We start from the raw sequence: 15,046 nt of genomic DNA, 5'->3' as shown, positions 1-15,046 counted from the left end.
CAATAAAAACAGGTATGAAGTGATTTGTTTACAAACAATCACTTCATACCTGTTTTTTAATGCAACTCTAGGATAAATTTTCATTTGATGACTTGTTTACTAATTTTTCCTTGGTAAGCTTAGCATCGTCACGGAGCTTTTGGCGATCGGCACTAATCTTTTGTTGTAACTCATTTGGGCTACCAGGTTTGCGTAATAGTTTAGCAAAAATACCCTGATACTGCATTGAGTTAACTTGGTCAGCGTAACGATTACCTAAGAACATAACGATTGAACCGAGTACAATGACAACGATTCCGATGATGGTTGGCAGCACAATACGTTCGTGCAAAACAATCATAGCCATGATTGGTGCCAGCGCCGGTTTAATGAAGAACACAAGGGAAGCAGTTGAAACGTCTGAAGTTTCCATTGCAAGAAAGTAAAAACCAAAGCCGCCAGCAGTAACCCCGATACATATGTAGGCCAGTAATAATAAATTATTTGGTGCAATTCCTTGAACGAACGGTATGTTTGCAAATGATTTAAGCCCATTAACGCTATTTAATCGATTAGCGATTGCTGAAACGTGTGATAGACCCATTAAAATCCCTAGTTCCAGTGCGCCGGCCAAGAAAGAAAGGCTGGTCATTGTAAGTCCATTAAAGTGTCCACGCATAGAACCCCAGCGTGAAACAATTGAGTAAAGGCCAAAAGTAACGGCGGAAGTAATCGCCAGAGTTAACCCAACTGGATTAGTGAGGTGGGTTGGATTAACAATGATTAGCAACCCAATTAGGGAAATAATGACGGCAATTAAATTTGTTCGGCTGAGCTTTTCTCGTAAAATTAAGTAAGAGAAGATTAGTGCAAATATTGGGTTACAGCTGAATAAAACGGCTACGGTTGAAGCTTGATCGACCTCGACAGCAATTTGGTAGAAGGTCATGCTAATCACGATGCCAACTAAACCAGTTAGTAAAAAGATACCTAAGTCTTTAAAGTCTAATCGGTGTTTCTGCTTACGCAAGGCCCTTACCGCAAACGGTAGTAAGAATAAACCACCGACTAAGAAACGTAAGAAGTTAAGCTGGATACCATTGAAGGCACTGCCAGCTAATTTAAGTGAAATTTCCATTGAGCTGAATAAGAAAGTTGAAATTAAGACGTAAATATATGTTTTTTTCATGTGAAACAATCGTCTCCCTCACGATTAAGTAGCTGCCAATAATTAAAAAGTGTTTTCAAATTAAAAGTAGCCCTTTATAATAACTAACATAAGATGTAACGCCAATCTTTTATTAATGCTTTCTAAGAGTCGTTAGAAAGCTAACTGACCCACACGATACTTTGTAAGTTACTAACAACCCTAAATATAATTATATTTTGTCGAAACAGTATAATTACTATTATATTTAAAAATGAAAACTTGTCAATGAAAAGAGCGACATAAAAAGGATGATTTGGCTACGAATCGCTCGTTGGTTGCCCGAAAATTATTTTTAATCCTATTTTTGAACAGGCGAGAACAAGCTAATCATTCTTTAAACACTCTTTCAATTGATTTAGAAAGGAACAATGGATGCAATCAGTTGAAAAACAAATTTTACATTTAATCGACGTTGGTGAGGAAGTGCACGCCAAAACTTTGGTCGCAATTTACACTAAGCGTAATTATACGGAGATGACCGTTCGCAACACGTTATCCAAGTTAAAGAACCAGGGCCGAATTATTTCCCGCCGCCGGGGGCTTTATGCGCTAACGGCCGAAGGGAAAAAAAGATTATCCGACATTAATTTAAAATACAATAATTATCAAATGGCCTTTGATGGGAATTGGACGTTTGTTTTCATTCGAATTCCGGAAGAAAAGCGTAAGGCAAAAGCGGCCTTTAAAACGGCCTTACAGGAGTATGGTTTTGCACCATATCAATCCTCGGTTTACGTGTCACCTTGGCATTACGGGAATGATGTTTTGGCATTGGCACAGGAAATTGGTGTCACTAGTGACGTAAAGGTTGTGAAAGGAACCTTTTTTAAAACGCGCCTAACGCGGCAAGAGGCCTTTCAAATGTGGCATTTAAAAACTTTGACCCAAACTTATCAAACTGAATATGCTTGGATTAAGGAAAAAATGGCTCCCACCTCACAAGTTGTGGCCAGTGGGGATGATCAGGCTCTATTAAATTTATATTTGGACATTGGTAATCATATCAATACGATGTTTTTACTCGATCCAATTCTACCGCAGAGTTTATTACCACCAGATTGGATTGGCCAGAAAACACTTCAGTTATTAATTACTGGCTACAACAGTATTGCTGAGATCTTTCCTAAACAAAGTCCCTACGCAAAATTTATGACACCGATGTTCACTTGAGTATCAAGTACTGGGCTATATTTAGGCTAAGGTTGTTAAATGCTGATTTTTGAAACAGAATTCACCGTTAAATTAGAACAATCTCAAAAATAGTGGCGATCATTTTTTAAGGATAAAGTAAATTATAGTAGAAAAAAGATTGGGTGAGTAAATGGGATTCGTAACATCGTTAAATCAGGTTAGCTTAATGTTTTTATTAATGGCAGTTGGTTTTTTAGCTAACCGAGTGGGCTTTATCCATGAACAAACTTCCAAAGACTTAACGGCCATCTTGCTGTACATTGTTTCGCCGTGTTTAATTATTAAAGCGTTCGAGCAACCCTTTTCCGTGCATCAGCTAACCCAATTGAGCTTGGCCTTTGTTGGAACTGTGTTGTCTTATCTTGTTGCAATTATTGTAGGTCGACTGGCTTTTCACCGTGTTAAAAATACTGAACAACGAACGGCGCTTCAATTCGGAACAGTTTATTCAAATGCTGGTTTTATGGGAATACCGCTAACTAATGCGTTATTTGGTTCAGCGGGCGTTTTTTACTCGGTACCTTATTTAGCGGTATTTAATTTATTTAATTGGACCCATGGCATTAATTTATTTAAATCAGAGAAAAATCAATCCAGCCGCCGTTACATGGTGCGTAGTGTGTTGACTAATCCCAATATTATTGCCATTGTTATTGGACTGATTGTTTTTTTGGCGTCGTTTAAACTGCCGACAATTTTACAATCAGGGGTCAATTATATTAGTGGGATCAATACACCACTTTCAATGATGGTAATTGGAAATAGTATTGCCAGCATTAAATGGCGGGAATTATTTAGCGATCACTTAATTTGGCCGGGAATTTTACTGCGAAATATTGTTATGCCGTTTTTAACGTTACTAATACTGGCCGTCATTGGTTTGCACGGGACTGCGTTACTGGCAACCGCGACGATGGCAGCTTGCCCAGTAGCAGGGATTGTTGTTTTATTTACCCTATTAAACGACGGTGACCCGGCCTTTGCGGTTAAACTGATGAGTTTATCAACTTTATTTTCAATCGTCTCACTGCCGCTAATGATCGCAATAGCGGCGTTATAGAATTAGAGTGATTTATGATACTAAAAAAGAGAGTGTTTGAAAAAGCGGTTAGATTCTACTTCGCAATTGAGGATTATTACTGGCTTCGCTGACGAATGTCGATCGGACTAAGATAACCCAAAGTCCGAATCGCAGCCCAAATAGCCGAATTACCCTTGAAAAAGGTAATTCGGCTATTTTAACTACTATTTTGCAAATAACTTATGATACTTCGATGTTGTCTATTCTTGTGGTGAAACCAAGGAACACAGTTATAAAGTCCATAACTGCTCGCGACTAAGTTCGCCTCGTTCACCGCAAGAACTAGCAAGGCAAAAACCGCCAAGTTGAAATAAGGTAATTGCAGTAATCTGCTTTTTCCAAACACGTTTGCACTAAATTAATCAGGAAAGTACTAAATAAAGCGATTTTTCAAACCTTCCCTAGTCAACCCCAAATTGTTTAAGGTGTTTGGCCAAGTATTGCCCCGTAATACTATTTTTTTGGTTGGCCACCTCACGTGGTGTACCAGTTGCCACAATTTTACCGCCGGCAGTACCGCCACGAGGGCCGACATCAACAACGTAATCCGCGTTGGCGATGATGTCCAAGTCATGCTCAATGGTTATGATCGTTGCGCCGGTGGCTAATAATTGATCAAAAACGTGAATTAAGGTACGAATGTCTAACGGATGTAGACCGACAGAAGGTTCATCAAAAACAAAAAGGGTTCCCATTTGTTTCTGGCCCATTGAACTGACTAACTTAAGCCGTTGCGCCTCACCACCAGATAAGGTTGGGGTAGCCTCACCTAATTTTAGATAGCCCAGGCCCATGTCCTGTAAGGATTTTAGGCGACTAACAACGCTGGTCAAAGTTTTTAATTTAGGGATGGCTTCATCAACGGATAATGTTAAAACGTCCGCGATAGTCATGTCGTGCCATTTTACCGTTAAAGTTTCTGGATTATAGCGGCTTCCCTTACAAGTTGGGCAGGTTTCCACGATATCCGGCAAGTACTGAACATCCAGCGAAATTTGGCCAGTACCATGACAGGTGGGGCAAGCGCCAGTTAAGGTATTGTAAGAAAAATGGGCCGCACCAAAATGTTGTTGTTTAGCCGTTGTAGTTGCCGCAAAGGCCTGGCGAATTTTATCAAAAACACCAGAATAGGTAGCGACAGTTGAGCGGACGTTTTTACCCACAGGTGTTGAATCAATCATCACTGCACGTTTGATACCACCACTTTCCAACTGGTCAACGTGTTGTGGTAGTGGCTGCTCTTGTGCCTGGGCCTGAATTGCCGGTAGTAGGCTGTCCAAAATAAGCGTGGTTTTACCAGCGCCAGAAAAGCCACTAACGGCGGTCAACTGTCCAACTGGAAAGCTAGCGGTGACGTTATTCAAATTGAAGCGCCGTTTAACGTGTAGTTTGATCGTTCCTTGATCAAATATGTGTTCCTTAGGGACTTGTTTGCGCGTAATTAAGGGTGTTTTGCCGGTTAAAAAGGGACCAATCAATGAATGGGGATTTTTCTTAATTTCGGCGACACTTCCTTGATCAAGAATCGTTCCTCCTTTTTTACCGGCACCGGGACCAATCTCAATAATTTGATCAGCGGCGCCAATTAGGCCAGTGTTGTGGTCAACGGCAATTAGCGAATTGCCCTGTGCGACTAATTGACGAAGAATTTTGACCAGACCAGTAACGTTGGCGGGATGTAGTCCAATTGAAGGTTCATCCAGTACGTAAAGCACACCAGTTGTTTCTGAACGCAGGGTGCGACTAAGCTGAATTCGCTGTAATTCACCAGTAGATAGGGTCATGCCCGGACGACCTAAAGTTAAATAATCTAGTCCAAGATCAAGTAATGGTGCGAGACTAGTTTTAAACTCACCAACCAAGTTAGTACCAATCTTGGCCATATTAGCTGGCAATTGGGGAACGATCGTTGCCGCAAACGCCGGTAAATCTTTAATTTCGATTGCACACACTTCTGCAATATTTTTTCCAGCCAACTGACTTTGTAAAAGCTTTGGGTTAAATCGATTGCCGTGACAAGTTGGGCAGGTAGTGAAATCATAAAAACGGTTGAGTCGCTGGATAGCGCGTTCGTTATGCGTAGTGGCCAGGCTATCTTCTACCGCAGCAAACGCATTTTCAAATTGAGCATTATCCATGTGAAAGATTTTGCCAGTTGAAGTTGGAATGTTAATAGCGTACTTTTTCTTTTCGCCGTACAAAACAATTGCCTGATCTTTTTTACTTAGATCACGAAAAGGGGTGTCGATGTTAACACCGATTGTTTGCACAACAAACTGCATAAAGTTACGCCCGGGCAATTTCCAAGAGGCGATAGCACCTTGGCGAATTGTTAGCCGGTCATCAGGAATGAGTCGTGCCGCAATGATCTGACGAATTTGGCCAGTACCGTGGCAAGTCGGGCAGGCACCGGTTGAATTAAACGCGAAGCTTTCGGCACCAGGTGGCTGGAAGGTTGTTCCATCACCTGCTTTTAGAGTCAAACCCTCCGCAACTCGTAGGCTAGGTTTGACGCGTTGACCATTTGGTGAAACGTGTGAACCAAGGCGAGAAAATAATAGCCGTAAAATATTGAAACTCTCGGTCATTGTTCCAACGGTGCTTCGTAAATTAGGAACATTTGGCCGCTGGCGTAGAGCCAGGGCCGCTGGAAGATGGCGGACGGAATCAACATCTGCCTTGCCAACTTGGCTGATTCGGCGGCGTGTATAGGTTGAAAGCGAATCTAAGTATCGCCGGGCACCCTCAGCGTAAAGAACGCCCATTGCTAAAGAGGATTTTCCAGATCCAGATAGACCACTGATTGCAACGAATTGATTGAGTGGAATTGAAACCGAAAGATTTTTAAGGTTATTGACGTGGGCACCGGAGACTTCGATTTGTTTTGGGATGGAAGTTACTTTTGCCATAGTAGTTGCTCCTTTTCACTAATAATTAACTTAAATGAAGTAGACTTAAAAAGTGTTCAAAGAATTTTTTGGCCACATATTTTAGCAGCCATTAAGTTAATTATAAGCTGATTTAAGGCAGTTTTGAACACGAGTTCATCTTAGCACAAATCAAATCTGGGGGAGTGCTTGAAAAAGCGGTTAGATTAAATCTAGGTGATCCAATCGTTAACTTCTTCCTTCAGTACGAACTATATGGTATGATGATATGTCAATAATAAACGGAATAGTCAGGGAGTGAGAACGATGCAGTTAACGGTGCCAAACAAACATTTTTTTAAGCGATTAAAACAGGGGAATGTTTTTTTCCTTAAGGATACAATGGTATTAGTGCCTTACCCAGAAGATTACACGCAAACACTTGATTTGATTTCCTTAGATTACCAGATCATGCGGGATGAATTGGCCACACAAACGGATTTGACCAAGGTTAATTGTGTGTATCAAATCGATCCTGATGCTGACATGGCAATGGCAGATATTAAACTGCAGTTTGTACCTAAAACAGCCGGTGAAAAAGAATTTCAAATCGAAAAAAGTTATCACGTTTTTCTAGATAATGTTGATTAAAAAAGTTGTCCCTAAACAAAATGGAAACTCATAACGTAATTGAAATATTATTAAAAATAAAATAGAGCCTGAAGCCGTACCCCTTTTTCACCATTAAAATTATTTGGTGTAAAAAAGTAGCAGCCTCGAGCTCTATTTTTTAATAATTAGGAATTGCGTCGCAACATAAAATTTGCTAGTATGAAAACTAAATTAAAATTAAAGTTAGCAGGTAATGCCTATGCAAATACGACCAATTGAACCAAAGGATGATCTAGCAGTTAAGAAGCTTGTTCAGGATTGCTTAGCAGAATATCAATTAAATTTGCCGGGAACTGCCTACTTTGATCCGCAATTAACAGTTTTGGCCGAATACTACGCAAATTTAGAGTATGGCTTTTATTGGGTACTTGAAGAAGATCAACAAGTTGTTGGTGGCGTGGGTATTGGACCCTATGCACATACTTTTGGTACCTGTGAGTTACAAAAGCTCTATATTCAGAAGGCATCCCGAGGTAAAGGCTATTCAAATCAGCTAATAAAAAAAGCGCTGGATTTTGCGGCGCAGCACTACCAACAAGTTTACTTAGAAACCTTCGCCAAGCTTAAGGTTGCCAATCAAATCTACCCCCGCTATGATTTTAAAAGGTTAGCTAAACCACTGGCTGGAACTGAGCATACAGCTTGTGATACGTGGTACTTAAAGCAACTCTAATCAAATAGCTGCACATCAAGACCGTTAGCCGTTGATCTTAGCGGCATATCCAGGTTAGGGCTTATTTGGTGTAGCGCGTGCGTAATAGTATTGTGATCAGTAACCAGTAAGGCTGCCAATTCAAGCGAGGAAACGTAATTAAATTTTTTACCGTGGAAGATTGCTGCACTAAAAGCAGCAGTTTGTTTTCCTTGGGCTTGATTTAATTTTTGACCGGTTTGTTTTAAGCCTAACAAAAGGCGTTCTAATAACTTGGTCATGCTAGACTACCTCCTAAGTGCTCTAATGTCCATTTTGTGCGAGCACAAAATCCAATACACGGCGGATGTCCATTCTCCTAACGCGAAGTACGCGAACTCGAAACATGGCACCTCCTAAGTGCTCTAATGTCTATTTTGTGCGAGCACAAAATCTTATACACGGCGGATGTCCATTCTCCTAACGCGAAGTACGCGAACTCGAAGCATGGCACCTCCTAAGTACTCTAATGTCTATTTTGTGCAGGCACAAAATCCAATACACGGCGGATGTCCATTCTCCTAACGCGAAGTACGCGAACTCGAAGCATGGCACCTCCTAAGTGCTCTAATGTCCATTTTGTGCGGGCACAAAATCTTATACACGGCGGATGTCCATTCTCCTAACGCGAAGTACGCGAACTCGAAACATGGCACCTCCTAAGTGCTCTAATGTCTATTTTGTGTGGGCACAAAATCCAATACACGGCTGTTTTTAATCTTTATTGTTTGTTAGCAAGGTATTGAACTAGTTCAATTTTTTGTTTTTCTAAACTATACGTGTTTTCGTGGAAAGAGGGATCCTGCTTAAGACCGACTTTTTCTAAAAGTTTACGGGAGGGTTGATTGGTGGCTGCAGTTACGGCCTTTAGCTGCTTCAAATTAAGCTCGTTGAAGCTAAAGTGAATCAATTCGGTTAAGATTTCAGTCATGATACCGTGCCGCTGCCAGCTAGGAAGAATTTCGTAGCCAATTTCAACTGAGTTTTGTTTAGTATTAAAATTCCAAAGCTGCACTAAACCTACAAATTCGTTTGTTTCCTTAGTCATAATTCCCCACATTAAAAAGTCCTGGCGACTAACGCCAGTCATCATTTTATAAATATAAACCATTGTTTGCTCAAGAGTTTGATCGGTGTTACGGCCAGAAGCCGCAGCAACGCTTGAATCATGGCGCAATGAAAAGATGTCCTTAGCGGCCACGGTGTTCAAAAAGCGTAATTGATAATTGGGTAGGTTCAAAGTTGAAAATGCTTGAAAAGATTTCATAATTAGCTCCCGGTGGGTTATTAGCTTCATTTTAAATCTAGCGGATTAAAATTAAAAGGAAATGATAGGCGTGACTCCTGAAATAGCGAAACAACAAGTTCTAAATTTACTGCAACAGGTTATTCAAAAACAACAATTAGAACAAGTGGAACAATATCTTAGCAACGAACTGATTGTCGTTTTAAACGGGCAGAATATTAACTACACCCGTTATTTAGAACGACTACACCATTTGGCCGCCGCACCTAAGGCAACGATTAACGAACTTGTTGTCCATGATTGTATTTTTGCCGAAGACGAGCAGGCGGTCACTGTTCATTACATTGTAAAAATAACAACTAAATTAACGCAAGAAGATCAAATTGATGTCTTGAGTTTATGGCGTTTCAAGGACGAACAATTGATTTTCTGTAATGAAGTTGCCTGGCCGCTAACGCCAGTAGCCGAACGCTTTCAAGCCGATCAACAGTTTATTCGTGATTATATTATTTAGTTTATAGGGCTAGATAATTTCGTAAGTAGTTAGCAACGCCGTCTTCGTCATTTGTTTCCGCAATCACAGTATTGGCGGCGGCCTTCACCGCTGGTTGAGCGTTAGCCATAGCGACACCCCAGCCGGCAGATTCTAGCATATCTTGATCATTAAAATCATCACCAAACGCAATGACGTTGTTGGCCGTCATATTGAAATGATTAAGTAAGTAATGAATACCAGTAGACTTGCGAGTAGCCTTTTTTACGATTTCTAAGGCCGCATTATCACCGTTCCAGGCACCCCAAGTTTGCGCAACAACCATTGGAAACTCTGATTGGATTGTTTGCTGAAGTGCGGGGAAGGTTAGTGCATTAGTAAAAAGAGTGACTGAAATTGGCTCTTGCTTTAAACTCGCCGAATTGAGCAGTACTTTTGGGTGTAGCATATTTGGCATAAACGGAATGTCCTGAAAAGGTCGATCAGTTAGAATAAACTGCTTTCCCTCAGCTACAATGGCCTTTAAGGCAAAGCGTTTCTTGAGCTCTAGTAAAGCGAGTACTAGTTTGGTTTGCAAAGTTGCTTGGTACTCTGCGGCCCAGTGGTGATGAGGAATGTGGATTAAACCACCGTTAAAATTAATCATCGGGGTTGTCAGGTCGAGTTCATCGTAAAAGTTTTCGCTGATATTGTCCGGGCGGCCAGTTGTAATCACAACTTTATGACCGGCATGACTAGCTGCCTTAAGTATCCGGGTTGTTTTTTGGCTAAGCTGTCCGTTATTATTAAGCGTTGTGCCGTCAAGGTCTAATGCAATAAGTTTGGCTGTCATTTGAATGCCTCCTGAGTAGTCTTCATTTTACCGAAAAACATTAAAAAAGTTAAGTAACTTGCAAAAGAAATGACCCAGGAAGCGTAGAAATTAGTTGTCTAATTCTTACGCTTCCTGGGTCACTTTTTAGATTGTCGTGTGAAGTCAATTATTATTATAAAAAGTTTGGTAAAATGCAGAAATCTAGTTCTTCAAAAGTGATTTCTAATTTTCCGAAGAAGTATCATCTTGGCCAGCGGGTTTTGTTTTACTAGCTGAGGTGCTGTTCTTTAAATGTCCGCCTAAGATGTGCTTAGCGTAGTAGGTCTGCAATTGCTGGTACAAACCGCCTAAAATATCGCTAGTTTCAACATCAAAGAAGAAGTAGTTACCGCGCTGGGCGTGTTTTCGATAAAGTGATGCAGAAGTTGTTACAACCACATCATATTGTTCGGCGAATTTTGTGAAGTAAGGTGCTACTTTAAAGTAAGGAATACCGTTTAACAGGTCGCGATAGTCCTGGTACGTCAGATTACTTTCTTCCATGTAAAGGCCAATTTTCAGCTGGTAATTCTTATCGTAACTAACATAATTACGCATGATGAATTGATAGAAAGCGTTAATTAATTGATCCTTAACGGAAGAAAATGCGCGAAAATTCTGCGGTAGATGATTAAAATAATAATCAATATCTAGGTACAATTTGTTTTTTCCGAAACGAAGAACTGAATCATTAATTGGCACATAAGTAAATGCAGGAAAAGGTCCCCGTAAAATGTATGAACCTAAAGTTGTATTTAATAAATTACCTAGAAGGAGTCGATCTTGAGTTAAGTCAACTTCGTCGTTAAAATCATTATGTTGTATCACTTTAAGGCAGTCGGTAACTAGTGACCAAATAATGTTTTCTGTACGTGAATAAAATCTCAAAGTTCGTTGCAAAAAGTTGCTGTTAGCATCACGGAAAATTGGCGGATAATTCAGTAAGAAGAAAGCAAAATTAAGTTCACCAGCCAGTCGATTTTCGGGAACATCTAGCATTGGAGCCAAGACATCGATATTATAATTAGGATTTTCGGCCGTTAGTGCTTGGTAGCGAGAATCATTATTAACGTAAAAGCCGTGGTGCTCACGAAGTAAAAAGATTGCAACAACAAAGTCAATATCCTCAGTGTCATGTAATTCTTCAAACACATCAATATTTTGAAAGATAAGGTTGTGGACTTGTTGAACTTCTTCGCGCAGCTCTGGTGGAAAAATGTTAATGGACTGTTCCCGTGCAGTAATACGCATAACTTGATAAAGCACCAACCGAGTATAGCGTTCGTCACCGACAATTGCTAAATTTTTATAGCGCATGTGTAGTTTAAAACGTTTTAGAAAATCATTGAATAACTTAAGTTTACGAAAAACAGTCGATTTACTAACATCATTGTCCTTACAAAAGATTTCAATGGTGGGGTTCTCCGTGGTCAGCATGTACCAAAGCAATTTGAATGGTAGGTTAGCCTGAATAATTTCAAAACGGTAACGATCTAATGATACAAATAGTTTGCGTGTATCCACGCCACCATGTTCAGTCAAAAATGATTTTTGTTCTGGCAAATAGGCTTGTACTTGCTGATTGATGTCTTGCACCATGTTATAAGTCTTCTGATAAGACATCTCGGTACGTTCCGCCAATTCATTGACGGTATAGACTGCCGGCCGAATTTTATCTAATAATTCATAAAACTGATAGAATGAATAATCAGTCTTTGTCAGCATTAATTGTTCATAGTCCAAAACTAGACCTCCTGTTGTTGGAAACATGTTCATTTATTTTTAGTTTATCTTATAGTAATTGTGTAAACAATTAACGAAGACACCTAGAAAGAATACCATAAGTTCCAATAGATAAACAGAATAAACAAAATAATAATTAATTCTTATTTTGTGAGCATTAGTTCCTTTAACAGGCGAACTTGTTTAATGAGCTTTTTTCCAATATCGGTTTGGGCCACCATTTTACGGTGACTGACTTGATCTACAACTCGTTTAGTGGAAATAATATCGGTTAGATTTGCAATTGCATCTGCTCGTGAAGTGAATGGCTGGTGGGTCACCAATTGCATTCCGTAAGAATTATATAGCAGTGTGTAGCCACCAATGCCGGTTGTTTTGTGGTAAGGCTTAGAAAAGCCACCATCAATAACTAGCATTTTTCGATCCGCCATAATTGGACTCTGGCCCTTTTTGACAGGTGTGTGACCGTTAATAATGTGGCCAGTGTTTGGATCAAGTCCAAAGGCTTCTAATAGTTGGTCCACAAACCAAGTTTCGTGGCGTAATCGATAGTAAGCGTTCGGCGCTTCAAAGTGCGTTTCTTTGTCCGCAATAAAATAGCGCTCAAACGTGGTCATGTCATGTTTGCCAAATAGTGGTGATAAAGGTCCAGTCCATAAATACCAAAGGAGATCAGTTGCCTGGTCGTTTGTCGTATGTGGGTACGCAAAGCTTTCGCGCAAATTTTTTTCGAAAACGGTTAGTAGTTCTGGACCTGCGTAATCTTTTCCGTTTAGGCGGAAAGTTTGAAACTTGCCTTTATCGTCCACGGGAATACAGCCGTGAAAAATCAAATTATCGTTGTAAGTGAGGTACATACTACCTTTTTTTACCAAGAATGCCATGTGCCGGCGTAATTTATCGGACTGCATGAACGCAGTTGTAAGCTGATCAATTAAATCTTGTTCTTCTGGGGTTAATTGATAGGGTGCTTTAGGATCAATGGTTTGAAAACAGGTATTCTCTAACTGGTAAGTTTTGCCTTTTAGCTCAATTGTTTGCTTGGCGTAGTCGATTTTATCTAACATCGCGCGGTGGGCCATGTTGAATTCAGGTCGCCGGGCAATGGCCGGGCCTTCTAGCTTAAATTGAATTACGGCAATTGCTTGGTGAATTTGTGTTATCTGCAATTTTTCGGCGGCCGATAATGGGCGCTCATTGTGCATTAGCTTTGGTTGAAATGCTGGATTATCTTGGTAATGTTTTTCGGCAAACAACGCTAAGTGGCGTAAATTGATGCCGTAAGCGTCCTCGATAATACTTAAATTATTGTAACGTGCACAGATTCGCAGTAAATTTGCTAAACAAAGCTGCGAGCCAGAGACGGCACCCAGCCAAAGAATATCATGATTACCCCACTGAATATCTAAGGAATGATGCTGCATTAGTCGTTCCATGATCTTGTCCGGGTAAGGCCCACGATCATAAATGTCACCAACAATGTGTAAATGATCAACGACCAATTGTTGAATGCTATGGCAAGTTGCGATAATAAAGGCGTCGGCCTGACCTAAAGTAATGATATTTTCGGTGATTTTGCTATAGTACTGTAATTTATCAACGCTATCTAAATCGGCGTAGAGTAGCTCCTCAGTGATGTAAACAAACTCTGGTTTTAATGCCTTTCGAACTTTAGAGCGGGTGTACTTTGTTGAGACAAAGTGGAGTAATGAGATTAGACGTGTAAAGGTGTCTAGGTACCACTGGCAAAGCTCTTCGTTACTAGCGTAGCGCTTTTTAATGGCCGTTAACCGTTCTTTCGGGTAATAGATCAAAAATGAAAAGTTGCTAATTTTATTTTTTGTCATTTTTCCAGCAAAAAGGGCCGCAACTTTTTGTTTGACGTTACCAGAGCCACTGCGTAAAACGTGTTGAAATGCATCGTATTCACCGTGGATATCACTTATAAAGGCCTCAGTACTTTTTGGTAAATTCAAAATTGCCTCGAGGTTAATGAGCTCGGTGGCAAGTGCAGTCTTAGTTGGGTACTTAGCTTTTAGTAAAGCAAGATCAGTTTCATTCATAAAGTGAAAACTCCTTAAATTTTTAAATTCATATTTATAAGGCCATTATAGCGCTTTCTTTTTAGGATACCAATTATACGATGATATCCACTCAACGGCTGTTGGTCTTGATAATGGGGTATATACCAATAATAAATGCTGAATTTGTTTTATAAAAAATAGTTGACAAAGAGTTAGTAGTCTTCTATGCTTTGAAACAATAAATAGCATCAAAAACCGATGAGGTGGAGATCAAGATTGTTGTGCACGTAAAGAGAGTTGCCGGTGCTGAGAATGGCAGTCGAACGCAGACAATTAAATGGACCACCGAGGGCAAACTCGAAAAGAGTGGACCAAAAGACGGTTAGATTACGGAGAATAGCCTAGTTTGCCGAATTATTCGCGAAGCGGATGATTTGGTGAACGTCGCTATTCGGAGTAATCTGTCTTTTGGGCCACGTTTCCATAATCCAGGTAGAGGCAGTTTCACCGGAATGGAAACGTGAGAAAAAAGCTAACTTCTTCCAGCTAGCCTAGAAGAAGTTGAGCAGCTTTTTTCTCACTCTTATTACAGTTTGACGTCAGGCACGCGTCAGTTGCCGGAGGGATGTTTGTCCCTTGCTAAGCGTAGTGACGAGATTAGTTAGTTTATCTTTTTTTGGAATAGACTAATTTCGTGACTGAATTAAGGTGGCACCGCGGAAAAATCCGTCCTTAACAAGAGATTGTTATGGGCGGATTTTTTTCGCGGTGTTTTTTTAATGAATCATTAGTTTGAAACTAGTTTAATGATTTTTTTAAGAGATTCGACGTAAACGTGTTTGAAAAGGCAGATTCCTGCGGTTAGCTACAACAGCCAAATCACCTTTTTCAAAGGTAATTCGTCTGTTTAGGCTGCGATTCGGACTTCGGTTCACCTTAGTCCGATCGACATCGTTAGTAATCCTCAGAATCTAACCGCCTTTTCAAACACTATCT

General features: G+C 40.2%; 12 protein-coding genes. 5 read left to right on the top strand and 7 right to left on the bottom strand.

The window, feature by feature from the left end:
- Window positions 1–67: 67 nt before the first annotated feature.
- A complete protein-coding gene (locus AYR53_RS01425; RefSeq protein ID WP_068279733.1) occupies window positions 68–1,168 on the bottom strand; it encodes a DMT family transporter in 1,101 nt (366 codons plus the stop codon).
- A gap of 393 nt (window positions 1,169–1,561) precedes the next feature.
- Here AYR53_RS01425 and AYR53_RS01420 point away from each other — a divergent pair, with 393 nt between their 5' ends.
- Window positions 1,562–2,359 carry a PaaX family transcriptional regulator C-terminal domain-containing protein gene (locus tag AYR53_RS01420; RefSeq protein WP_068279737.1) on the top strand — a complete coding sequence of 266 codons (798 nt, stop codon included), beginning with the start codon at window positions 1,562–1,564 and terminating at the stop codon, window positions 2,357–2,359.
- 151 nt (window positions 2,360–2,510) lie between these two features.
- Window positions 2,511–3,440: an AEC family transporter gene (locus AYR53_RS01415; protein ID WP_068376540.1), complete on the top strand. Its 930-nt coding sequence runs from the start codon at window positions 2,511–2,513 to the stop codon at window positions 3,438–3,440.
- A gap of 422 nt (window positions 3,441–3,862) precedes the next feature.
- Here AYR53_RS01415 and AYR53_RS01410 read toward each other — a convergent pair whose 3' ends face one another.
- Entirely contained in the window at window positions 3,863–6,370 is a 2,508-nt protein-coding gene (locus AYR53_RS01410; RefSeq protein ID WP_068222111.1) for an excinuclease ABC subunit UvrA, read from the bottom strand.
- A 285-nt stretch (window positions 6,371–6,655) separates the two neighbouring features.
- Here AYR53_RS01410 and AYR53_RS01405 point away from each other — a divergent pair, with 285 nt between their 5' ends.
- Both AYR53_RS01405 and AYR53_RS01400 read left to right on the top strand, forming a co-directional pair.
- Window positions 6,656–6,979, top strand: coding sequence for a hypothetical protein (locus tag AYR53_RS01405; protein ID WP_068222115.1), 324 nt, complete (start codon window positions 6,656–6,658; stop codon window positions 6,977–6,979).
- Window positions 6,980–7,199: 220 nt separating this feature from the next.
- Window positions 7,200–7,673: a GNAT family N-acetyltransferase gene (locus tag AYR53_RS01400; protein ID WP_068222118.1), complete on the top strand. Its 474-nt coding sequence runs from the start codon at window positions 7,200–7,202 to the stop codon at window positions 7,671–7,673.
- On the opposite strand, the gene AYR53_RS01395 is transcribed toward AYR53_RS01400, so the two are convergent.
- Together AYR53_RS01395 and AYR53_RS01390 are read right to left on the bottom strand one after the other, a co-directional pair.
- Window positions 7,670–7,933, bottom strand: coding sequence for a hypothetical protein (locus tag AYR53_RS01395; RefSeq protein WP_068222121.1), 264 nt, complete (start codon window positions 7,931–7,933; stop codon window positions 7,670–7,672). The genes AYR53_RS01400 and AYR53_RS01395 overlap by 4 nt on opposite strands.
- Window positions 7,934–8,412: 479 nt before the next feature.
- Window positions 8,413–8,958 (bottom strand): GNAT family N-acetyltransferase, encoded by a 546-nt coding sequence (locus AYR53_RS01390; protein ID WP_068222124.1) that lies wholly within the window; start codon window positions 8,956–8,958, stop codon window positions 8,413–8,415.
- A gap of 70 nt (window positions 8,959–9,028) precedes the next feature.
- Between AYR53_RS01390 and AYR53_RS01385 the strand changes: the two genes are divergently transcribed.
- Window positions 9,029–9,451 (top strand): hypothetical protein, encoded by a 423-nt coding sequence (locus AYR53_RS01385; protein WP_082918467.1) that lies wholly within the window; start codon window positions 9,029–9,031, stop codon window positions 9,449–9,451.
- A 1-nt stretch (window position 9,452) separates the two neighbouring features.
- On the opposite strand, the gene AYR53_RS01380 is transcribed toward AYR53_RS01385, so the two are convergent.
- The 3 genes from AYR53_RS01380 to AYR53_RS01370 all read right to left on the bottom strand — a co-directional run bounded on the left by AYR53_RS01380 (window position 9,453) and on the right by AYR53_RS01370 (window position 14,089).
- A complete protein-coding gene (locus AYR53_RS01380) occupies window positions 9,453–10,262 on the bottom strand; it encodes a Cof-type HAD-IIB family hydrolase (RefSeq protein ID WP_068222131.1) in 810 nt (269 codons plus the stop codon).
- Window positions 10,263–10,466: 204 nt separating this feature from the next.
- Entirely contained in the window at window positions 10,467–12,026 is a 1,560-nt protein-coding gene (locus AYR53_RS01375) for a helix-turn-helix domain-containing protein (protein WP_068222134.1), read from the bottom strand.
- A 143-nt stretch (window positions 12,027–12,169) separates the two neighbouring features.
- Window positions 12,170–14,089: a fructose-bisphosphatase class III gene (locus AYR53_RS01370; protein WP_068279740.1), complete on the bottom strand. Its 1,920-nt coding sequence runs from the start codon at window positions 14,087–14,089 to the stop codon at window positions 12,170–12,172.
- Window positions 14,090–15,046: the final 957 nt, after the last annotated feature.

The sequence above is a fragment of the Loigolactobacillus backii genome (assembly GCF_001663675.1).
In the GTDB taxonomy this organism is placed as follows: Bacteria; Bacillota; Bacilli; order Lactobacillales; family Lactobacillaceae; genus Loigolactobacillus; species Loigolactobacillus backii.
The sequence above is the reverse complement of the archived record's forward strand: the minus strand, read 5'-3'. Positions and strand labels throughout refer to the sequence as shown.

Coding starts and splice junctions, on each gene's coding strand:
- AYR53_RS01380 (WP_068222131.1), bottom strand. CDS start 10,262: ATGACAGCCAAACTTATTGCATTAGACCTTGACGGCACAACGCTTAAT.
- AYR53_RS01420 (WP_068279737.1), top strand. CDS start 1,562: ATGCAATCAGTTGAAAAACAAATTTTACATTTAATCGACGTTGGTGAG.
- AYR53_RS01415 (WP_068376540.1), top strand. CDS start 2,511: ATGGGATTCGTAACATCGTTAAATCAGGTTAGCTTAATGTTTTTATTA.
- AYR53_RS01390 (WP_068222124.1), bottom strand. CDS start 8,958: ATGAAATCTTTTCAAGCATTTTCAACTTTGAACCTACCCAATTATCAA.
- AYR53_RS01395 (WP_068222121.1), bottom strand. CDS start 7,933: ATGACCAAGTTATTAGAACGCCTTTTGTTAGGCTTAAAACAAACCGGT.
- AYR53_RS01370 (WP_068279740.1), bottom strand. CDS start 14,089: ATGAATGAAACTGATCTTGCTTTACTAAAAGCTAAGTACCCAACTAAG.
- AYR53_RS01405 (WP_068222115.1), top strand. CDS start 6,656: ATGCAGTTAACGGTGCCAAACAAACATTTTTTTAAGCGATTAAAACAG.
- AYR53_RS01425 (WP_068279733.1), bottom strand. CDS start 1,168: ATGAAAAAAACATATATTTACGTCTTAATTTCAACTTTCTTATTCAGC.
- AYR53_RS01410 (WP_068222111.1), bottom strand. CDS start 6,370: ATGGCAAAAGTAACTTCCATCCCAAAACAAATCGAAGTCTCCGGTGCC.
- AYR53_RS01400 (WP_068222118.1), top strand. CDS start 7,200: ATGCAAATACGACCAATTGAACCAAAGGATGATCTAGCAGTTAAGAAG.